The organism is Pseudomonas ceruminis, assembly GCF_021602025.1.
GTDB lineage: Bacteria > Pseudomonadota > Gammaproteobacteria > Pseudomonadales > Pseudomonadaceae > Aquipseudomonas > Aquipseudomonas ceruminis.
Window position 1 is genome coordinate 15,200 of sequence record NZ_BQHW01000038.1, and the last position, 26,268, is coordinate 41,467.

The following is a 26,268-nucleotide window of genomic DNA, read 5'->3' on the forward strand; positions in this document are numbered from 1 at the left end:
TGGTAAGACGCCATCCATCCTGCTCAGCCAGCCGGGTTCTGATGCATCACCCTGCCCCCCACCGCCGGCCGGTCGATGTACATCATGTCCAGCGCACTGTTGTGCAACCCCTTGACGGCATTCCAGTGCGCGGAAGTATGCACATACTTGGCCAGCAACAATGCCTGCTCCTCTGTCGTCAGCCCCGCTTGAGCGCTGCGCCCCAGGGCAAAGTCATGGAGTTTGTTGCTGATTGCCTGCAACTCATCCGGCACGTGATGGGCCTCATCGCCGCCCAGCGCCGCGAAGGACACCCCGCCGCGCACGGCCAGCTCACGCATCACGCTCAGGTACACCCGCGACAGATGCCCGCTCACCTCACGTTCACGGTAGACCGCGGCAAACACTTGCTTCTCGGGGGTGTCCCGCCTGGCCCTGCTGCCTGCGATCGGCACCTCCCACGTCATCAGCCGCGCTCGAGGCCCCACCAGGCTGGCAAACGCCGAGCCCAGCAGGCCATTGGCCAAGGCGTAGGCGCGAGTGCGCTCGACCGGGGTCGTCTGCGCCACGCGGCTGGCGTGCGGCTTGCACAGCAGCACCTTCTCTTGCATGCGCTCCAGGTAGCCGCCGCCGATGTTCGAATGCACACCCGGCACGACAATGTCATTGTCACTGCGTAGCAAGGGGAAGTTGTGCCGCAGCTCATCGCCCGCCACCAACTGCACGACCTGCCGGGCAAGGCCTTTGCGCAGACCAAGGCGCAAACCATGGTATTGACTGTTGGCGGGGCTGAAATCGCCCTTCAGGGGCGCAACCAAGGCCGCGACCGTGTCGAACAGACCAATGAAATTGATCTGCCTGTCACCCTGCAATGCCACCGGCAAACCTGATGCCCCCTTAGCCAGGCGGTTAGCCAGGTGCCTGGCGGCGGCAGCGCCCCGACTGAAGCCGAACAGGTCAAACTCGATGCAAGCCGGTTCAACGTCCGGGTACCGGTGCAATTGTTCATCCAGCCTCATCAACGCCTGTTCCACCCGGGCTTCGATACCGGTTTCACCACAGCCGGTCGCCTTCCCGTAGGTAGAATCCGCCGCACCCTCAGTGGTCCCGATACCTTGTATATAGTGTTTCAGGTACAGGTGGCCGTCCACCGGCCCGCTGGGGTAGAGGGCATGCAACAGGGCAACATTGCTCCGTGCATTGCCGTAGCTGCCGCCTTCGCAGCCGCTGCCCAAGGGGCTGAAAGAAGCGTTGCCTTGATTGTTGCCGGTGCCGTCGAAAAAGACGCCCATGCGCACAATGACCGGACGGGGTGAAGCGGGTGTAGCGTGCTGCTGGCTCATCGTCATGCTCCTTCATGCTTCGAAGGGCACAAGCAGGCGCCAGATCAATGCCACGAAAAATCAGCGAACGCCTAAACCGCAGGCGCCGATTTCGACGCGACACAGCGCATAAAAATCCGGGCCCGCATTGGTCGGCGCACCCCCGGATAGATTAAAGTATCCCCCCTGCCAGGTCCGACGCCCCCCCCGCGAACGCCCTGGCCCAATTCCAGGAACCGTCGCCGATGGAACACCGTGAAGCGCTGATCGCGCTACGCACCTTTCTTTCTACCCAGATCCTAGGCCAGGAGAAACTGGTCGAGCGGCTGTTGATCGTGCTCCTGGCTGACGGCCACATGCTGGTCGAAGGCGCGCCTGGGTTGGCCAAGACCAAGGCGATCAAAGAGCTGGCCGAAGGCATCGAGGCGCAGTTCCATCGCATCCAGTTCACCCCCGACCTGCTCCCGGCCGACATCACCGGTACGGAAATCTATCGCCCGGAGACCGGCAGCTTCGTGTTCCAGCAAGGGCCGATCTTCCACAACCTGGTGCTGGCAGACGAAATCAACCGTGCGCCTGCCAAGGTGCAATCGGCGTTACTCGAAGCCATGGCCGAGCGCCAGGTCAGCGTCGGCCGCAGCACGTATGACCTGTCTCCGCTATTTCTGGTCATGGCCACGCAGAACCCGATCGAGCAGGAAGGCACCTACCCCCTGCCCGAGGCGCAGCTCGACCGCTTCCTGATGCATGTGAAGATCGGCTTCCCCGATGCTGCGGTGGAGCGGCGCATTCTGGCTCAGGCGCGCGGCGAAGCGCTGGGTGGGGAGGTCAAGCCCGAGCGGCGGGTCAGCCAGCAGGCGATCTTTGCCGCCCGCAAGGAAATTCTCGGCCTGTACATGGCCGACGCCGTGGAGGAATACCTGGTTCAACTGGTCATGGCCACCCGTACCCCGGCCAAGTTCGATGCCGAGCTGGCCGACTGGATCGCCTACGGCGCCAGCCCCCGGGGCTCCATCGCCCTGGACCGTTGCGCACGGGCCCACGCCTGGCTGGCCGGGCGCGACTTCGTCAGCCCCGAGGATATCCAGGCGGTGCTGTTCGATGTGCTGCGCCACCGTATCATTCTGTCCTTCGAGGCCGAAGCGGCGGGGATCGACCAGGACCGCGTGGTCCAGCGCATCCTCGACGTCGTCGCCGTTGCCTGAACCCATGCCCAACGCGCAGCAGGCCGAACCCGGCATTCGCATCGGTCTCTCCGAGCTGATCGACATGCGCCACCGCGTGCGCGAGATCCAGCTGTTTTCCCGGCCCGGCCAGCGCAGCCCGCTGGTGGGCCTGCACCATTCCAAACTGCGTGGCCGCGGGGTGGACTTCGACCAGGTACGCGTCTACCAGGCTGGCGACGACGTGCGCAACATCGACTGGCGCGTCACTGCCCGTACCCAGGAGCCGCACACCAAACTGTTCCACGAGGAGCGTGAACGGCCGATCTTCATCCTTGTCGAGCAGAGCCAGCGCTTGTTCTTCGGCTCAGGGCTGATGTTCAAGTCGGTACTTGCGGCCCAAGCCGCAGCGCTGTTCGGCTGGGCCGCACTGGGCCACAACGACCGCATCGGCGGGTTGGTGTTCGGCGACAACGAGCACCACGAAATCAAGCCCCGGCGCAGCAAACAAAGCCTTCTGCAGTTGCTCAACCGCCTGGCGAAGGTCAACCAGGCGCTGCACACCGAAGCGGTGCCCCAAGCCGACAGCCTGGGCCTGGCCCTGCGCCGCGCACGGGAAGTGCTGCGCCCTGGCAGCCTGGCCATTCTCATTTGCGACGAGCGCTCGCTCAGCGCCCAGGCCGAGCAGCACCTGGCCATGCTCTCGCGTCATTGTGACCTGCTGTTGATGCCGGTTTCCGACCCGCTCGACCATGCTCTGCCCGCCGCCGGCCTGTTGCGTTTCGCCCAGCGCGGCGCGCAGCTCGAGCTCGACACCTTGGACGCCAACCTGCGCCAGGCCTACCGTCAGCAAGGCGAGGCGCGCATCGAGCGCTGGGAGTTGATGGCGCAAAAACTGCGTGTGCTGCTGATGCCCCTGAGCACCCAGAGCGAGATGATCGAACAGTTGCGCGAATACCTGAACGCCCAGCGCCCCGGGAGCAGCACATGAACCCGCTGGATCAACTGCAACCGCTGATCGCGCCCGCGGCGATCGGCCTGTGGCCGCCGGCACCAGGCTGGTGGCTGCTGCTCGCCGGGTTGCCCGCACTGGCTTGGGGCCTGTGGCGGCTGCGCCGCTGGCGGCCGGGCAAACGCCCGGTGGTGCGGGCCGAGCAACCGCTCGACCCGGTACGTCTGGAAGCCCTGGCCGAACTCGCCCGCCTGCCGCGCCCCTATGACGGAGCGCCGGCCGGCGCCTGGTTGCAGCAGATCAACGCGTTGCTCAAGCGCTTGTGCCGCAACCACTACCCTGGGGCCAACAGCCATACCCTCAACGGCCGGCAATGGCTGGCCTTCCTCGACAACCGCTGCCCGGCCGCTGGCCTGACCCGCTGGATGGTGCTGGTCGAAGGCGCGTACAAGCCTGAATGCAAGCTCGACGACAAAGCCATCGCCGGGCTGAGCCAGGCCGTCGAAACCTGGATTCGCAAACATGTTTGAACTGGCCTGGCCGTGGATCTTCCTGCTGCTGCCGTTGCCGTGGCTGATGCGCTTGCTGCTGCCCGCCGCCGACAGCGGCGAACCCGTGCTCAAGGTCGGCTTCCTGCAAGAGCTGGAGCACCTGGCCGGGCGCCGGGCGCGGCTGAACCTGCCCACCTGGCGCCAGCAGGCGCCGTTCGTACTGATCTGGCTGTTGCTGCTGTTTGCCGCCGCCCGCCCGCAATGGCTCGGCGACCCGGTACCGGTGGCCGCCAGTGGCCGCGACCTGCTGGTGGCAGTGGATGTATCGGGCTCCATGGACTTCCCCGACATGCAGTGGAAGGGCGAGGAAGTCAGCCGTCTCGATCTGGTCAAGGCGCTGATGGGCGATTTCCTCCAGGACCGTGAGGGCGACCGGGTCGGCCTGATTCTGTTCGGCAGCCAGGCTTACCTGCAGGCACCGCTGACCTTCGACCGGCGCACGGTCCGCACCTTCCTCGACGAGGCGCAGATCGGCATCGCCGGCAAGAACACCGCCATCGGCGATGCCATCGGCCTGGCCGTCAAACGCCTGCGCCAGCGCCCGGCCCAGAGCCGCGTGCTGGTTTTGATTACCGACGGTGCCAACAATGGCGGGCAAATTCACCCCCTGACCGCCGCGCGCCTGGCCGCCCAGGAGGGGGTGCGTATCTACACCATCGGCATCGGGGCCAACCCCGAGGCCAGCGGCACACCCGGCCTGCTCGGCCTGAATCCCAGCCTCGACCTCGACGAAGCGTCCCTCAAGGAGATCGCCGAGCTGACCCACGGTGCCTACTTCCGCGCCCATGACGGCGCCGAGCTGGATACCATCGGCGACACCCTCGACCAGCTGGAGCCCGTCGCCCAGCAACCGACCCAGGCACGCACGGCCAAGGCCCTGTATGCCTGGCCACTGGCCCTGGCCCTGCTGCTCAGCGTGCTGCTGGTGGTGGCGGTGCTATGGCCAGACAACCGACTGCAGCGCCTGCTGCGCAAGCCACGCTTCCTGCAACCCCACCCGCAGTGGCGTGAGCGCCTTAGACGGCTGCGCCTAAGGAGGCGCCGATGATCGACCTGTGGCCACAATGGTTGCGTCCTCTCTGGCTGCTGGCGGTGCCGCTGCTGGCCTGGCTGCTGTCCAAGCTCTGGCATCGGCGCAAACGCGCCGGGCGCTGGCAGATGATTCTGCCCACAGCCTTCCACCCGGTGCTGCTCGGTGGTGGCAGCGGCAGCAACAGCAAGCTGCCCTGGGTCGCCCTGGGCATGGCCTGGTTGCTGTTGCTGCTGGCCCTGCTTGGCCCGAGTTGGCAGCGCCTGGAAGAAACCCGCCAGCGCCCGGCCGACCCGCTGGTGATCCTGCTCGAGCTGACACCCCAGATGCTCGCCGAGGATGCCCCACCCAATCGCCTGGAACAGGCGCGGCGCAAGATCCTCGACTTGCTCGAGCACCGCCGCGACAGCCAGACCGCACTGATCGTCTATGCTGGCAGCGCCCACACCCTGGTGCCGCTGTCCGATGACCTGGGCACTACGCGCAACCTGCTGGAGGCGATCGACCCGTCGATCATGCCGCAACCCGGTCAGCGCGCCGACCTGGCCGTGCAAAAAGGCCTGGCCCTGCTGGCCCAGAGCGGCCTGGGCCAGGGCCGGCTGCTGCTGATCGGTTCGGCACTGAGCGCACCGGAACGCCAGGGCATCGTCCAGGCCCTCGGCCGCCAGGGCCCGAGCCTGCTGATGCTGGGCATTGGTACCAGCGACGGGGCGCCGGTGCGTCAGGCCAACGGCGAATTCCTCAAGGACGAACACGGCGGCATCCTCGTACCACGCCTGGACACCCCCGGCCTCAAGGCCTTTATCGGCGGCACCGGTGGGCGTTACCGCCATGCCCGCGTCGATGACCTCGACCTGCGCGGCCTGGGCCTGTTCGACAACCCGCGCATCCTGCGCAACGACGGCCAGAACATGCAGCTCGACAGCTGGGCCGACCAAGGCTACTGGCTGCTGATTCCGCTGTTGCTGCTGGCTGCCTGTGCCGGCCGTCGTGGCTGGCTGTTCTGCCTGCCGCTGCTGCTGGCCGTGCCGCAACCGAGCCAGGCTTTTGAACTCAATGACCTGTGGCTACGCCCCGACCAGCAAGGCCAGCGACTGCTCGAACATAACCGCCCCGCAGAAGCTGCCAGCCACTTCCAGGACCCACAATGGCGTGGGATGGCCCTGTACCAGGCAGGTGACTTTGCCGGAGCCGCCAAAGCATTCGCCCAAGGCAATACCGCCGCAGCGCACTACAATCGTGGCAACGCCCTTGCCCGCAGCGGCGAGCTGGAAGCCGCGCTGGATGCCTACGAGCAGGCGCTGGAACGCCAACCTGACCTGCAGCCGGCACTGGACAACCAGGCGTTGGTGCAGCAAATGTTGCAGCAACGCCAGGCCCAGGCTGAAGAACAGCCGGCCAGCAACAATGCCCAAGGCACGCCTGGCAGCGAAACCGAGGGCAACAGCAGCTCGGCCAGCAGCCCCACCCAAGGCACCCCCGGCAACGATGAGCAGGCCAATGCCGAACAACCCGGCGAGGGCAGCAACACTAACAGCCAGGCCACCCCCGGCAATCAGCCAGGCGATGACGACGGCACCACCCAGCCGCCCCAGCGCCCGGTCGCCTCCAGCCTTGACGCCGAACAGCGCCAGGCCCTGGAACAATGGCTGCGAGAGATTCCCGACAACCCGGCGCAGCTGTTGCGCCGCAAATTCTGGTATGAACAGCAATTGCATCAGGAAAACCCACGATGAGTCGCCTCGGCGTCTTTCTCCTCTGCCTTTTGTGGGCCATGCTCGTCCAGGCCGATCCGACCCTGCAAGCCAGTGTCGACCGCACCCGCCTGGAAGCCGGTGAAACCCTGGAACTGACCCTCGAAAGCCAGGACGTGACCCAGTTCGGCAAGCCCGACCTGCGCGCCCTGGATGGCGACTTCGACGTGCGCGGGACGCGGCAGTTGAACAGCCTGCACACCCTCGATGGTGAAACCCGCGCCAGCACCCGCTGGATCATCACCCTGCTGCCAAGGCGCAGTGGCAGCCTGCGCATCCCTGAACTGCAACTGGGCCAGTCACGCAGCCAGGCCATCGATCTGCAGGTGTTGCAAGCCGACGCCAACCGCCCGGACAGCGCTTCACAAGTCTTCGTCGAAGCCACCCTCGACAGCACCGAGGTGTATGTTCAGGCCCAGGCCGTGCTGACCCTGCGTATCTACCATTCAGTATCGCTATACGACGACAGCAGCCTGAGCCCGCTGCAACTGGAAAACGCCAAGGTCGAGCCACTGGGCGAATCGCGTACCTATGAAAAAGAAATCAACGGCGTTCGTCACGGGGTGATTGAGACACGCTACGCGATCTACCCACAGCAAAGCGGAAACCTGAGCATTGCGCCGCTCACCTTTACCGCCACGGCGGCCGATAATACCCAGCAACCGACCGGCACGACGCGGGCCGGGCGCCAGGTGCAGGTGAGCTCGCTGCCCCTGCGCCTCACCGTACGCCCGATTCCCGCCGCCTGGCCTGCAGGTGCGCCGTGGTTGCCGGCACGCAGCCTGACCCTCGATGAGCACTGGAACCCTGACCCCGCTAGCCAGCCGACGCAAATTGGCGATTCGCTGACCCGCAGCATCACCCTACGCGCCGAAGGGCTGTCCAGTACCCAACTGCCGCAACTGCCAGCCACCGAGATTGTCGGCCTGCGCCGCTACCCGGACCAGCCGCTGCTGCGCAACGAGATCAACGAACGCGGCATGACCGCCAACCGCGAGGAGCGCGAAGCGCTGGTCCCGACCCACAGTGGTGCGCTGGCCCTGCCGGCGCTGGAAATCAGCTGGTGGAACACCCGCGAAGACCACCTGGAGCACACCAGCCTGCCCGCCCGCACCTTGAACGTGCAGGACAACCCGGCACTGAGTGCCGACAACCCGGCCGGTGACAACAACACCGCTGCCAGCCTGTTGTGGCCCTGGCAGCTGGCCACCCTGGTATTCACCCTTACCACCGTGCTCGGGTTTGCCCTGTGGTGGCGCGCCCGCTCGCAACCGGCGGTGCTGCGCGCCGCACAGAACGGCCCGAGCCCACGGACGTTGCTGGACGACCTCAAGCGCGCCTGCCAGGCCAACGACCCCCAGGCCACCCGCCAGGCGCTGGATGCCTGGGCGCGTCAGCAGCCGGAAACCCTGGCGGAAATGGCGGCGCGATTCGTGCCGTTGTCGGATGCGCTGGACGGCTTGAACGGGGCGTTGTACAGCGAGAGTGGGCAGTACTGGCAGGGTGAGGATTTGTGGCGGGCAATTGGCACCATACCGCCGGCTGAACAGGTGCTGCTACCGGCGGGTGAGAACGGTAGCCTGCCGCCGCTCTATCCCAAGTAATGCGCTGCCTGGGCTTGCCGCGAACACCGCCGCCGTCGGCGCTGCCCAGGGGCATCAGACAGTGCGCTGCACCACCGACTCAGCTCTTTTCCATGTACACCGAACATCTTGGGCCGAGCACCTGCTGGCCCTATGCTTGGGTTACCATACCCCCTTGCGCAACGCCCATCCTCCAAGCCAAGCCCCGCTTGCTCGACTCGACACCACAGGTCATCCATGCGTCTGTTTCACACCTCCGACTGGCACCTTGGCCAAAGCCTGCACGGCCAGGAACGCGACTTCGAACACGCCTGCTTCCTCCACTGGCTGCTCGGCCAACTGCACCTGCGCCAGCCCGACGCACTGCTGATCGCCGGCGATATCTTTGACACGGTCAACCCTCCGGTCAAAGCCCAGGAGCGGCTCTACGACTTCATCGTCCAAGCCCACGAGCAACAGCCGAAGCTGGACATCGTGATGATCGCCGGCAACCACGACTCGGGCTCGCGCATCGAACTGCCCGCAGCGCTCATGCGCCGTCTGCGCACACACGCACTGGGCCGGGTGCACTGGCTCGATGAGGGCCAACTGGATGCCGAACGCCTGTTGATCCCGCTGACCAATGGCCGCGGCAAGGTCGCTGCCTGGTGTCTGGCCCTGCCCTTCCTGCGCCCGGCCGAAGTCACCGGCCCGCAACTGGGCGACGACTACCTGCAAGGCATTACCCAGGTACATCAGCAACTGATTGCCGCTGCGCAGAAAAAGCGCAAGAAAGACCAGGCCCTGATTGCCATCAGCCACGCGCACATGGCCGGTGGTGCGGTGTCCGAGGACTCCGAGCGCAGCCTGATCATCGGCAACGCCCAGGCGCTGCCGGCCAAGCTGTTCGACAAAGGCATCAGCTACGTGGCCCTGGGCCATTTGCACAAGCCGCAAAAGGTCAACCGCGAAAACCGCATCCGCTACAGCGGCTCGCCGATCCCGTTGTCGTTCGCCGAAATCAACTACCCGCACCAGGTGCTGGAAGTCGAGTTGAACGGCAGCGAACTGGTCAGCGTCGAACCACGCCCAGTCCCCCGCGCTGTTGCGCTGCAGCGCATCGGCCCGGCGCCGCTGGGCGAGCTGCTCGAGCAACTGGCGGAGCTGCCTGTGATCGACCTGCTCGAAGACCCCAACCGCCAGCCTTGGCTTGAGGTGCGCGTGCGCCTGGATGAGCCGCAACCCGACCTGCGCCAGCAGATCGAGGGCGCCCTGCACGGCAAGGCGGTGCGGCTGATCCGCATCAGCGCTGAATACGCCGGCCGAAGCAGCGAGGAGGATGACGAGCTAGCGTTCGTCGAGCTGGCCCAGCTGACCCCACAGGACTTGTTCAGCCGCGCTTGGGAACAGGCCTATGGCAACCCCGCCGACGAGCAGGCCCTGGCTGACTTCGCCTTGCTGTTGCAGGACGTCCAGCTCGAGGAGGTGCAGCCATGAAGATTCTTGCCATTCGCCTGAAGAACCTGGCATCGCTGGCCGGCCCGATCGACATCGACTTCACCGCCGAGCCCCTGGCCAGTGCTGGCCTGTTCGCCATCACCGGGCCGACCGGCGCCGGCAAAAGCACCTTGCTCGATGCCCTGTGCCTGGCCCTGTTCGGCACCGTACCGCGGCTCAACGCTATTGGCCGTGAAGCCAAGGTACCGGACGCCGACGGCGAAATTCCCACTTCCGACCCACGCAACCTGTTGCGCCGGGGCACCGGCAGTGGCTTTGCCGAGGTCGACTTCATCGGCATCGACGGGCACCGCTACCGGGCGCGCTGGGAGGCCAACCGCGCCCGCGACAAGGCCAACGGCAAATTGCAGCACAGCCGCCAGAGCCTGTACGACCTGGACAGCGAACAGCTACTGGGCAGCGGCAAGAACGAGTACAAGCAACTGGTCGAGGCACGCCTGGGCTTGAACTTCGAGCAGTTCACCCGCGCGGTGATGCTGGCCCAGAGCGAGTTCAGCGCGTTTCTCAAGGCCGACGACAGAGAGCGCAGCGAGCTGCTGGAAAAGCTCACTAACACGGCCATCTACACACGCCTCGGCCAACGCGCCTTCAGCAAGGCCCGCGAAACCGGCGACGCGCACAATGCCCTGAAAGAGCGCGCCAGCCACCTGTTGCCGATGGCCACCGAAGCCCGTGCCGCACTCGACCAACAGTTGGAGCAGGCGCAGCAGCAGTTGAAGGCCGATCAGGCCGCTGAGCGCCACCTGGAGCTGCAACGCAACTGGCTCAATGAGCAGCACCAGTTGCAAACCCAGCACGTCGAGGCCAGTGATGCGCTGCAAGCAGCCGAACTGGCCTGGCAACAGCTGGCCGAACAGCGCCTCGACCTGCAACGCCTGGAGCGCCTGGCGCCACAGCGCCACCAATTCCATCGCCAGCAGATGTTGAGCGCGCAGCGCGCACCGCTGGCGGCGCACATCGCCGAGCAGCAACGCCAGCAAACCGAATTGCAGGCTCGCACCAGCGAACTGGAACAGGCGCTGGCCGCCGCTCGCCAGGCACTGGTCGACGCCCAGACCCAACACAGCGCAAACGCCCCCCGCCTGCGCCAGGCCTTTGCCGGCCAGGACAGCCTGGCACGCCTGGACGCAGAACTGGCGACCCAACGTACGGCCAGCCAGCAAGCGGACCAGGACGTCGCCGAGGGCCAGCAGCAACTGCAGCAATTGGATGAGCACCAGCAACGCAGCCAACAACAACTGGCACAGATCGATACTGCCCTGGAGCAGAGCCAACACCTGGCTGGCCTGGCCAGCGCCTGGCAGGCCTATCTGCCCCAATTGAAGCAAGTGATGCTGATCGGCGGGCGCCTGGCCAAGGGGCGTGACGAGCTGCCGGGCCTGCAAGCCCGGGCCAGCCAGGCCAATGCCCAGTGGCAGGCCGAGCGCGACGCTTTCGAACTGCTGTTCCACGAGGCCAAGGCCGAACCACACGCGCTGGCCGAACAAATCGACCTGCTCGGCGGCATGCTGCAGGACAATCGCAAACAGCAGCGTGCCGTCGAAGAACTGTCGCGTCTGCATGGGCGTGAACTGGAACTGCGCCAACAGCTCGATGCCGTGCATGAGCGGCAACAGCAGGCCCTGCAGCAACGCCAACACCTGATTGGCGAAGGGACCGCGGCCAAGGCCGAGCTGGAAGCGGCCGAGCAGGCGCTCAACATCACCCGCCAGTTGCTCGAACGCCAGCGCCTGGCGCGCAACACCAGTGTCGAGGAACTGCGCGGCCAACTGCGTCAGGGCGAACCCTGCCCGGTCTGCGGCAGCGCCGAACACCCGTTCCACCAACCCGAAGCACTGTTGCAGAGCCTGGGCCGCCACGACCAGGCTGAAGAGCAAGCGGCCCAGAAGCAGGTCGAAGACCTCAATGGCAAGCTGGTGGAATTGCGCACCCGGCTGGGTGTGGTCAATGCCCAGCTCAAGGAGCTCCAGCAGCAACAGGTACAACTGGGCGAGCAGTTGCAACCGCTGGTGGCGCAGGTGCAGGCACACAGCCTCTGGCCGGCACTGGCGCCGCAGGACGACAAGGCCCGCAGCGCCTGGCTCGACGGCCAGCTGCGGCGCCTGGACGGCGAGATCAGCCAGGACGAGAAACGCCAGAGTGCCCTGCTCGCCCTGCAAAAGGATGCAGCCCGCCTGAACCAGCAGTTGCAGGCGGCGCAGCAGGCCCAGCAGCAAGCCCAGCACCACCTGGACCAGCAGCATCAAGCCCTGGCCAACGATGAGCAGCAGTTGCAACAAGGGCTGAACGACCTGGCCGGGGTAATGCCCGAGGACGTGCTCAAGGCCCTGAGCGACGACCCGGCCAATGCCTTCCTCGCCCTCGACCAGCAGATCGCCCTGCGCTTGCAACAGCTGGAGCAACGCAAGGACGAGCAGGAAGAACAACAAGCACGCCAAGTACAGTTGGACAAGCTGCGCGACCAACAACAGGCGCGCCTGCTCAATCAGCAGCAATTGCAGCAAAAACTCGGTGCATTGGCTGAGCAGCGTCAGCAAGCCCTGACGTCGCTCGGCGAGCTGCTCGGCGAACATGCCAGCGCCGAAGCCTGGCAACAATACAGTGATGCCCAGCTGGAACAGGCTCGGGCGCTCGACGTCGATACCGCCCAACGCCTGCAGGACCTGCGAACCCAGGGCGTGCAGTTGGCCAGTGAGCTCAAGGCCAACACGCAGCAGCAACAGGCGCTGGACACTGAATGCCAACAGCTGCAAGGTGACATCGCCCGGTGGCGTGCCGAGCACCCGGAACTGGACGACGCCGGCCTCGATCGGCTGCTGGCCATGGACGATGCTCAACTGAGCGGGTTGCGTCAACGCTTGCAAACTGCCGAAAAAGCCATCGAACAAACCCGCGTAGTGCTTCAGGAACGTGAGCAGCGCCTCGCTCAGCACACCGCCAGCATGACCGTGCACGCCTCAGCCGAAGACTTGGAACACGCCCTCGGCGAACTGCAAGAGCGCCTGGCCAGCCATGAGCAGCACTGCGCCGAACTGCGTGCCCAGCAGGCCGACGACCAGCGCCGGCAGCAGGCCCACCAGAGCCTGGCGGCGGAAATCGAGCAGGCGCACCAACAGTGGCAGCGCTGGGCGCGGCTCAGCGCGCTGATCGGTTCGGCCTCGGGTGACGTGTTCCGCAAGATCGCCCAGGGCTACAACCTCGACCTGTTGTTGCACCACGCCAACGCCCAACTGCGCCAGCTGGCGCGCCGCTACCGCCTCAAGCGCGGCGGCAGCGCACTGGGCCTGTTGGTGATGGACACCGAAATGGGCGATGAACTGCGCTCGGTGCACTCGCTGTCCGGCGGCGAAACCTTCCTGGTTTCGCTGGCCCTGGCCCTGGGCCTGGCATCGATGGCCTCGAGCACCTTGCGCATCGAGTCGCTGTTCATTGACGAAGGCTTCGGCAGCCTCGACCCTGAATCGCTGCAACTGGCCATGGACGCCCTCGATGGCCTGCAGGCACAAGGCCGCAAGGTCGCGGTGATTTCCCACGTGCAGGAGATGCACGAGCGCATCCCGGTACAGATCCAGGTACGTCGCCAGGGCAATGGGCTGAGTGATGTAGAGGTGTGCGGGTGATCCTCTACTCGTTCCGCCGTTGCCCCTGGGCCATGCGCGCACGCCTGGCCCTGCGCTATGCCGGGTGTGAGGTGCAGGTGCGCGAAGTGGCGATGAAGAACAAGCCGGCCGAGTTGCTGGCGGTGTCGCCCAAGGGCACGGTCCCGGTGCTCGACACCGGTGGCCGGGTGCTGGAGGAAAGCCTGGATATCATGCGCTGGGCCCTGGAACAGCACGACCCGCAGGACTGGCGCCTGCAAGCGGACCCTGCAGCGGCACAGCAGGCCGAGGCGCTGATTGCGCGCAATGACACTGAGTTCAAGACTCAGGTGAACCTGTACAAGTATGCCGAGCGTTACCCCGAGCACCCACGCACGCATTACCGCCAGCAGGCCGAAACATGGCTGGCGGCGCTTGAACGCTTGCTCGAAGGCCGGCCCTACCTGCTGGCCGATCATCCAAGCCTGGCCGACGCTGCCCTGTTGCCCCTGATGCGCCAGTTCGCCGGGGTCGAACCGCAGTGGTTCGCCGAGGCGGCTTATCCGCAAGTGCGGAGCTGGCTGGAGGGGTGGTTGGCGTCACCACTGTTCAAGGCGGTGATGGCCAAATAGCTATCCACCCGCTCCCACAGGTTCAGTGCTCAGCGCTGGGTCAGTGGCTGTGCTTGCCACTCAAGGCCGCGTGGAAATGCGCGCTTTGGCGCAGGTACTGCTCGGTGTAACTGTGGGTGGCGGATGCCTTGCTGCTGGTGTCGGCATGGGCGTGCGTCGGCAGCACGACCGAAGCGGAAATGGCGGAGGCGGCGATGACCGGGAAGAGATTGAAGTTCATGGGGGCTGACCTCGACTGCGGTGGTTTGACGGTGGCCCGCTTGGGCCTTGGGTCAAACTTACGCCGCTGAAGTCAGCCACAGAAATTCATTACGCTGCTAGGGATTATCACGCGTATCGATATTCACTCGATAAACTTCAAATCCGAAGGCGCCTCCTGAGGCAAGGTCTGCACCGTCTCACCCAGCATGCCAGTGCGCGGATCGCGGCGCATGACCACGATCTGGTTGCTCTTCTGGTTGGCCACCAGCAGGAAGTTTTCACTTGGGTCCAGGGCAAACTCCCGCGGGTGATCGCCCTCCACCGTGCGACGTTGCAGCAACGCCAGCTGGCCGTCGTCCTTGCTCACCCTGAACACCACGATCTCATTGGCTGTGCCGCGGTTGCTGACATACAGGAAACGCCCGTCCGCCGACAGGTGCACGCCGCCGGCCGCCCTGGCCGCCGCCTCCTTGTGCTCGGTCAGTGGCAGGCGCTGGCGCTCGAGCAAGGCATCGTTCTGCACGTCGAACATCACGACTTCTGCGCTCATCTCCAGCGTCAGGTAGGCATGCTGCCCCTTGGCATCGAACAGCAGGTGACGCGGGCCGCTGCCCGGCGGCAGCTCGACCGATGCCGGGATCGCAGGGGTCAGCGGGCGATCGCTGCTGGCACCGTCATAGCGATAGATAAACACCCTGTCGGCCCCCAGGTCGCACGCATACAGGTGGCTGCCATCGGGCGAGAGCACCAGCGAATGCACATGGGCGCCCGCCTGGCGCTCGGGGTCGACACCACTGGGCTTGTGCCGCGCCTGTTGCACCACCGCCTTGAGCTTGCCATCCTTGGCCACCGGGACCACCACCAGGCTGCCGCCCGGATCGGGGGCGACGGCGTAGTTGGCGACGAACAGGTAGCGTTGGTCGCGGCTGAGGCTGGCGTGGGTGGGTTCGTCGCCACGGGTGGCCACCTGGTTGAGCGGCGTGATCTCACCTTTGCCGCTGATACTGAAACTGCTGACATGGCCCTGCGGCGTTTCGTTGACCGCAAACAGCTGCCGTTGGTCAGCCGAAAGCACCAGCCACGACGGGCTGACGCTCTTGACCACCTGCAGCGGCGCGGGGTCGATATGGCCAGTCTTGCTGTCGAAGGCGTAGCGGTAGATACCCTGGCTGGCGCCATCGGTGTAGCTGCCGACCAGCAGGGTGGCGGCATGGGCGGTCATCGTCAGGCTCATCAGGCTAGCGGTCAGCAGGTTCGTCCAGATTCGGTTCATCGTCTTCATCCGGCGCGCGAAAGGCACTCATACAGACTAGTCGATGCTCACCCTGGGCATCGTGCAATTGCCAGTCATCCCCCACCGCGGTGGCCGCGGCGACCTGGTCGGCGGTGAAGGTCCAACGGCGCAGTTGGCGGCCATCCATGCATTCGACCGTGAGGCCAGTTTCGTCGAAGGTGAAATCGAAGGCGTGCAGGCCGTCGATCAACAGCATGTCGCAGGTAGCGAGGGCGGTGGCGAGGGAGGACATGGGGTTACCGGTAAAAAAGTGAACCGGCATTATAGCCCTGGGCTGCTTTGCAGCCCAATCGCCGGTAGCAACCACTTGCCGGCGATCGGGCCGCAGAGCGGCCCCAGCCCCTTCAATGGGCGAAGATCGAGCCGCCCGCCTTGCCCACCATCTTTTCAGGCTTGATCAGGAACCGTGCCAGCGCCGGCAGCAGCCACAGCGCGCCGAACATGTTCCACAGCAACATGAAGGTCAGCATCAGGCCCATGTCGGCCTGGAACTTGATGGCCGAGAAGATCCAGGTGCACACGCCAATGGCCAGGCACAGGCCGGTGAACAGCACGGCCTTGCCGGTCGAACGCAGGGTTTGGTAATAGGCCTCCTGCAACGGCAGGCCCGCGCGCAGGAAGCTTTCCAGGCGGCTGTAGATGTAGATGCCGTAGTCCACGCCAATGCCAACGCCCAGCGCCACCACCGGCAAGGTGGCGACCTTCACGCCAATGCCCATGAATGCCATCAGCGCATTGCCCAGCACCGAGGTCAGCACCAGGGGCAGCACGATGCACAGGGTGGCGGCAAAGGAGCGGAAGGTGATCAGGCACATCACGGCCACGCAGAGGTACACCAGCACCAGGATCGTCAACTCGGCCGAGCGGATCACATCGTTGGTGGCCGCCTCGATGCCGGCGTTGCCAGCCGCCAGCAGGAACTGCAGCCCGTCCTTGTTGTGGCTGTCGGCAAATGCCTTGGCCACGGCGGTGACGCGCTCCAGGGTTTCTGCCTTGTGGTCGTTGAGAAACACCAGCACCGGCGCCAGCGAGCAGTCGGCGTTGTACAGGCCGTCGGCGCGGGCGATGGAGTTGTTGAGGATGTCTGGGTTGCGCGACAGAGTCTCCCACTTCAGGCTGCCCTCGTTCATGCCCTTGATCACCTGCTTGGACACGGTGACCAGGGAGATCGCCGACTGCACGCCTGGGGTGTTCTCCATGGTCCACATCAATTCGTCGATCGGTGCCATCGTCGAGTGGATCGAGCAGCTCTCTGCCGGGGTCTTGACCATGATCACCAGCACATCCGAGCTGGTCGAGTAGTTGCTGATGATGAAGTTGTTGTCCTGGTTGTAGCGTGAGTCCGGGCGCAGCTCCGGCGCGCCCTGGTCGAGGTCGCCGATCTTCAGGTTCTGGCTGTACCAGAGGCCGCCGGCAAAGGCCACCAGGGCCAGGGCCACGGACACCGGCGCCACCTTGGCACTGGCGAAGTTCGACAACAGGCGCCAGAACGGGTGCTCACGGGTAGCATCTTTCTTACTGCGCTCGATGGCCTTCTTGCTGATGCCCACGTAGGAGATCGCAACCGGCAGCAGAATCAGGTTGGTGAAGACGATCACCGCCACACCGATCGAGGCGCCGATGGCCAGTTCGTGAATCACCCCAATGTCGATGATCAACAGGGTGATGAAGCCCACCGCATCGGCCAGGATGGCGATCATCCCCGGCAGGAACAATTGGCGGAAGGTACGCCGGGCCGCGGTCAGTGCGTTGTCGGCGTCACTGGACTGCAGCGCGATGCCGTTGATCTTCTGCACCCCGTGGGAAATGCCGATGGCGAAGATCAGGAATGGCACCAGCATCGAGTACGGGTCCAGGCCAAAGCCTACCGCGTGCATCAAACCCAACTGCCAGACCACCGCCACCAGGGTGGTGATGAGCACGGCGATGGTGCTGCGGATGCACCAGGTGAACCAGTACAACAGCACCCAGGTGATGACCAGCGCCACCCCGAAGAACATCGCCACCATCACCAGGCCGTCGATCAGGTCACCGACCTTCTTCGCGAAACCGACGATGTGAATCTTCACATTGGGGTTCTGCGCCTGGAACTTGTCGCGGATTTGCGCTTCCAGTTGATGGGAGAAACGCTGGTAGTCGAGCTTGACCAGCTTGCCCGGGTCCTGTGGGTCGGGGAAGCTTTCCAGCAAGGGGATGTCGATGATGCTGGATTTGAAATTGTTGCCCACCAGGCGGCCGACCTGGCCGGACTTGAGCACGTTGTCGCGCAGGGTGTCGAGGCTCTCCTGCGAGCCATTGTAAGTATTGGGGATTACCTCGCCGCCGGAGAAGCCCTCCTCGGTGACCTCGCTCCAGCGCACGCTGGGGCTCCATAGCGACTTCAGCCCGGCCCGGTCGACGCCAGGCAGGTAGAACACCTCGTCATGGATCTGCCGCAGGGTCTCCATGTAGTCCTTGTCGAAGATGTCGCCGTTGACCGCCTCGACCGAAATGCGCACGGTGTTACCCAGGTTGGCCAGGTCGTTGCGGTGCTCCATCATCTGTTCGATGAACGGATGCTCAAGCGGGATCATCTTCTCGAAACTGGTCGAGGGGCGGATCTGCGTGGCCTGCCAGAACAGGAAGACGCTCACCAGCGCGCAGAGGGCGATGACCACGGGGCGGTTGTTGAAGATCAGGCGTTCGAGCAGTGTGGGCTTGTCCTGGTGGTGCGGGTGCATGGTGATGCTCTCTCGGCTGGTCATGGACGCACCTCCTCTGCACCATCGGCGGTGGCCAGGTGCACACCCCCCTGCCCTACCAGTACCAGGCCGCCATTGGCCAGGCCGCTGACACCGGCCAGGGCAATGCGGTCGGCGCGGTTGTACACGCTGAAGCTCTGCCCGTCATCGATGCTGCGCAACACGCTGCCACCGTTGCCCACCAGCACCAGGCTGCCATCATCGAGAAGCGTAGCGCTTGCCAGGCCGAATTCGAGGTTACCGCGGGCTGCCTTGAGTACGATCGGTTGCCAACTGTCGCCGAAATCGGTGGAGCGGAACAGGTTGCCGCGCAGGCCGTAGGCGAGCAATGTGCTGGGCTTGGCGGTCCCGATCACGCCGAACAGCGAGCCCTCGTAGGGGCTATCGACGTTGACCCAGGTCTGGCCATCGTCGGTGGAGCGGAACATGCCGCCCTGTTCGCCGACGATGAATAACCCGGCGTCCTTGACCACGGCAATGCCGTTGAGGTGCAACTGGTCGGGGTTGTCCAGGCGCTCGGCGACATCCTGCCAGTGCTGCCCGCCATCGCGGGTTTCCAGCAAGGCACCATAGGCGCCCACGCTAAAGCCATGCTGGGCATCGAGGAAGGTGACATCAAGCAACGGTGCTTCACGGGACAGGTCTTCGAACTGTTTGCTCCAGGTCGCGCCGCCATCGTTGCTGGCGAGGATCTGCGCATCATGGCCGACCGCCCAGCCACGCTTGTCGTCGAGAAAGAACACGGCGGTAAGCAGTTGTCGGGTAGGTACCCTGGCCTGAGTCCAGGTGTTGCCCTGGTCGTCGGAGAACAGAATATGGCCGCGATCGCCGACCGCCACCAGGCGCTTGCCGGCATGGGTGACATCGATCAGCAGGCTCTGGCTGGCCTTGGCCGACTCGGTGGAGTACTCGTCGGCGGCTGCGGCCTGGGCGCTTTCGGCCCACATCCCCAATGCCAGCGCCAGCATCGCGCCAGCTGCCAGCGGCCAGGCACCACGCCTGACCTGCGTCATCACCCGCTCCCTCATGACCGTCCCCTGTTTGTTCTTCTTTGGTGGGTCTGTGCCTTGCAGGTACTGCGAAAACCCTGTGTTAGAGGCCTGCAATAGCTTCGGGCCATCGTAGCGGGGATGTTTGCGGGAACACAACGAGCGGGACGTTATGTTTTGTTAACCAGAAAACGCTGGGCCGGCAAGCCGACGCCCACAGGGCGCACACCGTCTTGCGAGCGGTGCAGCACCTGCGGGCGCCGGTTTGCCGGGGATGGGCTGCCTGGCAGCCCCACGCGTCGCCTGAATCAGGCCAGGCTTTTGCTCACCACCTCATACACATCGCTGGACAACTCACCGGACGCCAGAATCCGCTCCAGTTCGCCCTTCATCAGCACCTGGCGCGCGTCGTCATACTTGCGCCAGCGGGTCAGCGGCGCCAGTTGACGCGAGGCAATCTGCGGGTTCAGTGCATTCAGCTCGATCACCAGGTCAGCCAGGAAGCGGTAGCCCGAGCCATCCGCCGCGTGGAAGTTGACCAGATTCTGCCCGGCAAAGGCGCCGATCAGTGCCCGCACCTTGTTCGGGTTCTTCAGGGTGAACGCCGGGTGCTGCATCAGCGCCTTGACCCGCGCCAGCCCACCGGGCAGGGTGCTGGCGGCCTGCACACTGAACCACTGGTCCATGACCAGCGGGTTGTCCTTGAAGTGCTCGGCGAAGCTTTCCAGCGCCTTGGCGCGCTCAGCCTCGAACGGCGAGTTGACCAGCACGGCCAGCGCGGTCAGGCGCTCAGTCATGTTGTCGCAGTGCTCGAACTGCTCCAGGGTCGCCTCCAGCACCTGCGGCTTGCCGCTCTGCATCAAGTACGACAGGGCGATGTTCTGCAGGCTGCGGCGGGCAAAATGTTCGGCAGCGGCCACGTAGGCGGTGTTGCGCGACACTTCGCGGTTGGCCTGGTAGCGCGCCCACAGCGCGTCGAACAGCTGCTCGGCGATCTGCTGGCGGGCGAACTCGCGGGCGGTGTGGATGGCATCCACGTCGGCCACCTGGCTGATCTCGGTCAGGTAGGCTTCGCCTGGCAGCGAGAGCATCTCGGCGACCATGGCCGGGTCCAGCGATACGTTGCCCAGCACGGTGCCGAGCGCGGTGATCAGCCGCTGGTCGAGCCTCAGCGCTTCGCCGCGCTGGTATTGGCCGATCAGCGCCTGCAGCACCTGTACCGACAGCTGCTGGCCCGCTTCCCAGCGGTTGAAGCCATCGCTATCGTGCTGCATGAGGAACATCAGCTGGTCACGGTCGTACGGGAAGCTCAGCTTGACCGGCGCACTGAAACCGCGCAGCAGCGACGGCAGCGGCTTGGCGGCGATGTCCTGGAAAGTGAAGGTCTGCTCGGCTTCGGTCACCGACAGCACACGGGTGGTGCCAGTCGCCTGGGCTTCACCGGCCAGTTGCAGTGGCAGGTCGTTGCCAGTGGCGTCCAGCAGGCCCAGCTCTACCGGGATCACGAACGGCAGCTTCTCGGCCTTGTCCGGGGTCGGCGGGCAGCTCTGGCGGAAGGTCAGGCTGTAGGTTTGCGCGGTGGCGTCATAGGCCTCGCTGACGTCCAGGCGCGGGGTGCCGGCCTGGTTGTACCAGCGTTTGAACTGGGTAAGGTCGACGCCGTTGGCGTCTTCCATGGCCTTGATGAAGTCGTCAGTGGTCACTGCCTGGCCATCATGGCGTTCGAAGTAAAGGTCGCTGCCCTTGCGGAAACCCTCGGCGCCCAGCAGGGTGCGGACCATGCGCACCACTTCAGCGCCCTTCTCGTAAACGGTCAGGGTGTAGAAGTTGGAAATCTCGATGAAGCTGTCCGGGCGCACCGGGTGGGCCATGGGTCCTGCATCTTCGGCGAACTGGTGGGTGCGCAGGTAGGCGACGTCCTCGATGCGCTTGACCGTGCGCGAGTTCATGTCAGCGCTGAATTCGGCGTCGCGGAACACCGTGAAGCCTTCTTTGAGCGACAACTGGAACCAGTCGCGGCAGGTCACGCGGTTGCCCGACCAGTTGTGGAAATATTCGTGGGCAACCACGCCTTCGACACGCTGGTGGGCAGCATCGGTGGCGGTTTCGGCGCGGGCCAGCACGCAGCTGGAGTTGAAGATGTTCAGGCCCTTGTTTTCCATGGCGCCCATGTTGAAGTCGTTGACCGCGACGATCATGAAGATGTCCAGGTCGTACTCGCGGCCGTAGACTTCTTCATCCCAGCGCATGGACTTCTTCAGGCTGACCATGGCGTGGTCGCACTTGTCGATGTTCTCGGGCTCGACGTAGATGCGCAGGGTCACGTCGCGGCCAGACTGGCGCACGAAGGTGTCCTCGACACACCAGAGGTCACCGGCGACCAGGGCGAACAGGTAGGCCGGCTTCATGAACGGGTCTTCCCAGGTCGCCCAGTGGCGGCCGTCTTCAGCCGGGCCGCTGCCAACAGGGTTACCGTTGGACAGCAACACCGGGTAGCGGTGCTGCTCGGCGATCACCGTGGTGGTGAAGGTGCTCATGACGTCAGGGCGGTCGAGGTAGTAGGTGATCTTGCGGAAACCCTCGGCCTCGCACTGGGTGCAGAACATCTTGCCGGACTTGTACAGGCCTTCGAGCGCGGTGTTGCGCTCGGGGTGGATCTTGACGCTGGTGTCCAGGGTGAAGCGCTCGGCCTTGGGGTGCACGGTCAGGCTGTCGGCTTCGAGCTGGTAGTCGCTGACTTGCAGTTCCTGGTCGTCCAGGGAGGCGCGCAACAGTTCCAGCTGCTGGCCGTCGAGCACCAGCGGCGGCAGCCCGGCACCGCGTGCCGGGTTACGGCGCATGACCAGTTGCGCATGGACCAGCGTGTGGTCCTCGAACAGCTCGAAGGTCAGGTGCGTCTCATCGATCAGGTACTCGGGCGCCTGGTAGTCCTTGAGGTAGATCACTTGCGGTTGTTCGGTACGCATGTGCAGGTCCTTTTTACTGGAGCACGGCCAACTGGTAGGCCGTGTACTTGCGAATATTGATCACGCCGGTGTCGAAGATCAGGTACTGGCCCTTGATGCCCAGCAGCGTGCCTTCCACCACCGGGTCCTTGTCGAGGTTGAAGCTGACGATCTTTTTCGGATACGCCTCGACCGGGTATTTCATCTGCACCACTTCGGCGTCGGGCAGTGGCTGGATCGCCTGCAGGCCGAAGCGCTCCTGCAGCGCGCGCAGGCCGTCGGCACAGGCGTCGAAGATCTGTTCACGGGTGGCCACCAGGTTGAGCACCTCGGCATCACCCTTGAGCAGCGTGCGCCAGTTGGTACGGTCCGGTACCTGGCTGCGCAGCAGGTCTTCGACCAGGCCGGATTGCTGGCGGGTGGCCACGCGCATGATCGGCAACGCCTGGCTGGCACCCTGGTCGAGCCAGCGGGTGGGCAACTGGGTGGCCCGGGTGATACCGACCTTGATCCCTGAGGAGTTGGCCAGGTAGACCACGTGGTCGGTCATGCAGAACTGTTCGCCCCAAGACGGTTCACGGCAGGTACCGGCGTCATAGTGGCAACGTTCGGGGGCCATGATGCACACGTCACACTGCGCCAGTTTGGTCATGCACGGGTAACAGTACCCCTGGCTGAAGCTGGTCTTGGTGCGCTTGCCGCAATGGCTGCAGTGAATAGCGCCCAGGTACTCCAGGCGCAGGCGCTGGCCGATCAGCGGGTTGACCGGCACCTGCGTGTCATCCAGGCGCAAGCTGTACTGCACCACGGGGGCGTCCAGGCTTACCGCCATCTTGCTCAAAGAGCCACGAGCGAGTTCGATCAATGTACCGAGTCCGATTTGAACAGAATGTTGGGAATCGGTGCGGACTTCGATGCGCACTCCTGCGGGCCCATGTAGCCGGTGCGCTGCTCTTCGGGCAGGTTCTTCATCTCCCAGGCGATCACGGCCTGCAGCGACAACTCTTTCTGCTCGGGGGTGAGCCTGCGGCCGTCGGACCACTTGCCGATCTCTACGGCCGTTTTCAGGCTTTCGTAGATTTCCGGGGTAATGTTTTCGATCATTTGCGCGAACGTGGACATAGCGTCTCCTAAATCAAGCGGACAGTTTACGCCGGGCCAGCGCCCCGCCCAAGAGGCCCGTCAGGCATCCGATGAGCAACCCGCCGACGTGGGCGGCGTTGGCGATCTGCCCGAAACCGAGCTGGCCGACCACGCCCGTCAGGCAGATGACCAGCCAGATGAGCATCATCACCAGCACGCCCTTGGGCAGGCTGAAGTAGCGGTTGGGTGCCAGCCACTGGTACAGCCAGACGTGCCCAAGCAGCCCGTACAGTACGCCGGACAGCCCACCGAACAGGCTCGGGCCGCTGGTGTAGTGCTGGGCCAGGTTGGACACCAGGCTGAACAACAGGGTCAGGCCGAGCAGCAGCCAGGAGCCCTGGCGCAGTTCGATACGCTTGCCCAGCTCCCAGTACCACAGGCCATTCATGGCCAGGTGCAGCACGCCGAAGTGCAGCAGCATCGGCGACACCAAGCGCCACCACTGGCCCTCGGCCAGGCCTTGGGCCAGCGGCGTGAAGTGCAGGTATTCGCCCTGGACGCGGAAGTCGAGGAACGTGAACCAGCTGATGGTGGCAAGGTTGTCGCCCAGGCCAGTAAGGCCGGCAACGATCAGACAGAGGAACAGCACGCTGGCCGTAACCTTGCAGGCGCGGGCCTGTTCAGCCAGTGTCGGCCCTTTCGCCGGCAAGCTGGCTCCCATAGGGTCGGTAGCAGGCTCGATGTCGGCGTTCCCGTCGGGGAAGCGCTGGTACAGCTGGAGGACATCGGCGGCCATGGTTTCCGGGGCCCAGAGGACCTGGACCTCACCCTCCTCGCTGACCCGATGGGGGATCTGCAGGCGTTGCAACAGCTTGACGAAGCCGCTGAGGTCGACCGACAGCGGCAGGCGCATCACTTCGACGATATTCATTGATTGGCCTGCGGTCGGTCGACGTCCACCCACACGAACTTGTGCGGGTCGATACGGGTTTCATCATCGAGCCGATAGGCCACCAGCTTGCCGTACAGCACCGCGCTGTAGTCCAGGCACGCCAGGTTGGCGCGGATCGGCGCCGGGCGGCCGCTGCGCCAGTAATGGCCGACGAACAGCAACGGTTCATCCTCGGCATAGCGTAGCAAGGCATTTTTGTCGGTGTGGCTGAGCGGCGTGCGGGCCACTTCATCGGGCAGCGCGTCGGGCTGGAAGACGATGTCGCCGTAGGTCTGCGGGTCTTCTTCCCAGAACTTGGTGCGGAAGAAGGCGCGGGTCAGGCCATCGCCACCGGTCAGCGTCAGGCCATCCGGCAGGCGCATGTCGGTGCCGCGCAGCAGGCGGTTGCACACGGTGGCGGCGAAGCTGCCGGACACTGCCGAAGCCTGGATGAAATGGGGGTCGATGCGCCCGTCAGGGTATTGCTGGCGCAGGGGCTCGATCAGCCGTGGGTCCCAGCAGGCATGCACCAGGCGGAAACGCCCGGCGTCGACGAACAGCGGCATGTCGTAAAACCACTGGAGGAAGTCGTGCCAGTCGCCGGGGTGCTGGGCAAACTGGGCGAGCGTTTCGTCGATCAACCTGGCATGGCGAGGCGTGTGCTCGCGCACGAAGGCCTTGCCGCTGCCAGGCAGCGCCGGGGTAACCCAGCCCAGGGCGTTGTACTCATGGTTGCCCATGATGCAGAACGCCTGGCCGGCCTCGACCATGTCGTGGACGATGTGCAGCGCTTCGCGTATGCGCGGGCCGCGGTCGACGATGTCGCCAAGGAACAGCGCCTGGCGCCGCGGGTGGCGCCACACGCCGCCGACACGCTTGTAGCCCAGGGCGTCGAGCAGGCGTTCGAGGGTCAGCGCACAGCCGTGCACGTCGCCGATGATGTCGAAACTTCGCGCCGGATCGAGCATCAGTCGTCCCTGCCTCCCAGGCGGCTGCCCCAGCCGAGCTTGGTGCGGCAAACCTCGTAGTAGTTGTGGTCGAGCGGGTGGATCAGGCGCAGTTTCTGCGGTTTCTTGCTGACCGTGATGGTGTCGCCGGGGGCGCAGGTGAAATGGTTCTGGCCGTCACACGAGACCTGCGGGTAGATCTGCAGGTCCTTGGACACCACAATCTTCAGCTCGCTGTTGCCATCGACCACGATGGGCCGGCCTGACAGGGTGTGCGGGTACATCGGCACGATGACGATGGCATCGAGCTTGGGGTGCATGATCGGGCCACCGGCCGACAAGGCATAGGCCGTCGAGCCGGTCGGGGTGGCGACGATCAGGCCGTCGGCCTTCTGGCTGCAGACGAACTGGCCGTCGATGTAGATCTCGAACTCGATCATCCGTGTCGACTTGCCCGGGTGCAGGACCACGTCGTTGAGCGCGTCACCCTGGCCGATGGCCTCGTGGTGGCGGCGCACCTCGGCCTGCAGCAGGAAGCGGTTCTCGACCAGGTAATGGCCGTCGAGCACTTCAGCGACCTTTTCTTCCAGCTCGTCGGGGCGGATATCGGTGAGAAAACCCAGGTTGCCACGGTTGATGCCCAGCACCGGGATGTTATGCCGGGCCAGGGCGCGGGCGGCGCCAAGCAGGCTGCCGTCGCCACCGACCACGATGACCAGGTCACAGACTTCGCCCAGCAGCTTGCGCGTTGAGGTTTGCAAGCCATGGCCTGGCAGCACTTCGGCGATGGTGTCCTCGAGAATCACGTGCAGATGGCGCTCGAGGAGGAATTTTTTCAGTCGGCGAATGGTGTCCAGCACCTGCGAGCTGCCAAGGCGGCCGATGATACCGATATTGCGAAATTGCTCCATGGGGCTCCTGCGAGGCTCTGCGGCGGGGTGACTATGCCGCGATTATGGGCGAAACGACCGGGCAGCGGCAAACCGGCTATGCTCGCAGCATGATGCCATTCACCCAACTTCACGACTTGCCCCGCCAGTTGCGCCGCCCGGCCGTGCGTGACCTGGCCTGGGCCCTGCTGTCGCCCCCGCTGCTG

Annotated in this window: 21 protein-coding genes and 1 pseudogene; 10 read left to right on the forward strand and 12 right to left on the reverse strand. The window is 64.8% G+C overall.

The genetic code is table 11. The features are described from left to right. Positions 1-23: 23 nt before the first annotated feature. Positions 24-1,322: a phospholipase effector Tle1 domain-containing protein gene (locus L6D80_RS27535; protein ID WP_176514646.1), complete on the reverse strand. Its 1,299-nt coding sequence runs from the start codon at positions 1,320-1,322 to the stop codon at positions 24-26. Between the two features lie 224 nt (positions 1,323-1,546). Here L6D80_RS27535 and L6D80_RS27540 point away from each other — a divergent pair, with 224 nt between their 5' ends. The 9 genes from L6D80_RS27540 (at position 1,547) to L6D80_RS27580 (ending at position 14,041) form a co-directional block, all read left to right on the forward strand. Further along, positions 1,547-2,506 carry an AAA family ATPase gene (locus L6D80_RS27540; protein ID WP_054902345.1) on the forward strand — a complete coding sequence of 320 codons (960 nt, stop codon included), beginning with the start codon at positions 1,547-1,549 and terminating at the stop codon, positions 2,504-2,506. 4 nt (positions 2,507-2,510) lie between these two features. Beyond that, positions 2,511-3,455, forward strand: coding sequence for a DUF58 domain-containing protein (locus L6D80_RS27545; protein WP_054902346.1), 945 nt, complete (start codon positions 2,511-2,513; stop codon positions 3,453-3,455). Next, entirely contained in the window at positions 3,452-3,946 is a 495-nt protein-coding gene (locus L6D80_RS27550) for a DUF4381 domain-containing protein (RefSeq protein ID WP_054902347.1), read from the forward strand. Before L6D80_RS27545 ends, L6D80_RS27550 begins: the two co-directional genes overlap by 4 nt. Beyond that, positions 3,939-5,015, forward strand: coding sequence for a vWA domain-containing protein (locus L6D80_RS27555; protein WP_054902348.1), 1,077 nt, complete (start codon positions 3,939-3,941; stop codon positions 5,013-5,015). The genes L6D80_RS27550 and L6D80_RS27555 overlap by 8 nt, the downstream gene beginning before the upstream one ends. After that, positions 5,012-6,733, forward strand: coding sequence for a tetratricopeptide repeat protein (locus L6D80_RS27560; protein ID WP_176514644.1), 1,722 nt, complete (start codon positions 5,012-5,014; stop codon positions 6,731-6,733). Before L6D80_RS27555 ends, L6D80_RS27560 begins: the two co-directional genes overlap by 4 nt. Then, positions 6,730-8,355 carry a BatD family protein gene (locus L6D80_RS27565; RefSeq protein WP_054902350.1) on the forward strand — a complete coding sequence of 542 codons (1,626 nt, stop codon included), beginning with the start codon at positions 6,730-6,732 and terminating at the stop codon, positions 8,353-8,355. The genes L6D80_RS27560 and L6D80_RS27565 overlap by 4 nt, the downstream gene beginning before the upstream one ends. Positions 8,356-8,571: 216 nt before the next feature. Continuing rightward, on the forward strand, positions 8,572-9,810 hold the full coding sequence (locus L6D80_RS27570) for an exonuclease SbcCD subunit D C-terminal domain-containing protein (protein WP_176514642.1): 1,239 nt from the start codon (positions 8,572-8,574) through the stop codon (positions 9,808-9,810). Further along, entirely contained in the window at positions 9,807-13,451 is a 3,645-nt protein-coding gene (locus L6D80_RS27575) for an AAA family ATPase (RefSeq protein ID WP_176514637.1), read from the forward strand. The genes L6D80_RS27570 and L6D80_RS27575 overlap by 4 nt, the downstream gene beginning before the upstream one ends. After that, a complete protein-coding gene (locus L6D80_RS27580) occupies positions 13,448-14,041 on the forward strand; it encodes a glutathione S-transferase (RefSeq protein ID WP_054902353.1) in 594 nt (197 codons plus the stop codon). The genes L6D80_RS27575 and L6D80_RS27580 overlap by 4 nt, the downstream gene beginning before the upstream one ends. A 40-nt stretch (positions 14,042-14,081) precedes the next feature. Here the strand turns inward: L6D80_RS27580 and L6D80_RS27585 are convergent, their stop codons facing one another. The 11 genes from L6D80_RS27585 to L6D80_RS27635 form a co-directional block, all read right to left on the reverse strand. Beyond that, positions 14,082-14,261 (reverse strand): hypothetical protein, encoded by a 180-nt coding sequence (locus L6D80_RS27585; protein WP_054902354.1) that lies wholly within the window; start codon positions 14,259-14,261, stop codon positions 14,082-14,084. A 123-nt stretch (positions 14,262-14,384) separates the two neighbouring features. Further along, the gene (locus tag L6D80_RS27590; protein WP_176514635.1) at positions 14,385-15,515 is read right to left on the reverse strand and encodes a lactonase family protein; all 1,131 of its coding nucleotides are present in this window, start codon (positions 15,513-15,515) and stop codon (positions 14,385-14,387) included. Further along, positions 15,481-15,768 carry a DUF5629 family protein gene (locus tag L6D80_RS27595; RefSeq protein WP_176514633.1) on the reverse strand — a complete coding sequence of 96 codons (288 nt, stop codon included), beginning with the start codon at positions 15,766-15,768 and terminating at the stop codon, positions 15,481-15,483. The genes L6D80_RS27590 and L6D80_RS27595 overlap by 35 nt, the downstream gene beginning before the upstream one ends. Before the next feature lie 112 nt (positions 15,769-15,880). Continuing rightward, positions 15,881-18,256, reverse strand: coding sequence for an efflux RND transporter permease subunit (locus tag L6D80_RS27600; RefSeq protein ID WP_176514660.1), 2,376 nt, complete (start codon positions 18,254-18,256; stop codon positions 15,881-15,883). A gap of 20 nt (positions 18,257-18,276) precedes the next feature. Beyond that, positions 18,277-19,305, reverse strand: a complete 1,029-nt coding sequence (locus L6D80_RS27605) for a YCF48-related protein (RefSeq protein ID WP_054902357.1) — start codon at positions 19,303-19,305, stop codon at positions 18,277-18,279. Positions 19,306-19,574: 269 nt separating this feature from the next. Next, entirely contained in the window at positions 19,575-22,232 is a 2,658-nt protein-coding gene (pepN, locus tag L6D80_RS27610; RefSeq protein ID WP_176514631.1) for an aminopeptidase N, read from the reverse strand. A 13-nt stretch (positions 22,233-22,245) separates the two neighbouring features. Continuing rightward, a complete protein-coding gene (locus L6D80_RS27615; protein ID WP_176514629.1) occupies positions 22,246-23,076 on the reverse strand; it encodes a DUF2797 domain-containing protein in 831 nt (276 codons plus the stop codon). Next, a complete protein-coding gene (locus tag L6D80_RS27620; RefSeq protein WP_176514627.1) occupies positions 23,073-23,333 on the reverse strand; it encodes a YeaC family protein in 261 nt (86 codons plus the stop codon). The genes L6D80_RS27615 and L6D80_RS27620 overlap by 4 nt, the downstream gene beginning before the upstream one ends. Positions 23,334-23,346: 13 nt before the next feature. After that, the gene (locus L6D80_RS27625; RefSeq protein ID WP_176514625.1) at positions 23,347-24,225 is read right to left on the reverse strand and encodes a rhomboid family intramembrane serine protease; all 879 of its coding nucleotides are present in this window, start codon (positions 24,223-24,225) and stop codon (positions 23,347-23,349) included. Beyond that, entirely contained in the window at positions 24,222-25,193 is a 972-nt protein-coding gene (locus L6D80_RS27630) for a metallophosphoesterase (RefSeq protein WP_054902362.1), read from the reverse strand. Before L6D80_RS27630 ends, L6D80_RS27625 begins: the two co-directional genes overlap by 4 nt. Beyond that, positions 25,193-26,083: an NAD(+) kinase gene (locus L6D80_RS27635; protein WP_023632574.1), complete on the reverse strand. Its 891-nt coding sequence runs from the start codon at positions 26,081-26,083 to the stop codon at positions 25,193-25,195. Before L6D80_RS27635 ends, L6D80_RS27630 begins: the two co-directional genes overlap by 1 nt. Positions 26,084-26,127: 44 nt before the next feature. On the opposite strand from L6D80_RS27635, the pseudogene L6D80_RS27640 reads away from it, so the two are divergent. Then, positions 26,128-26,268: pseudogene (locus tag L6D80_RS27640) on the forward strand (DUF1853 family protein); the annotation flags it as partial.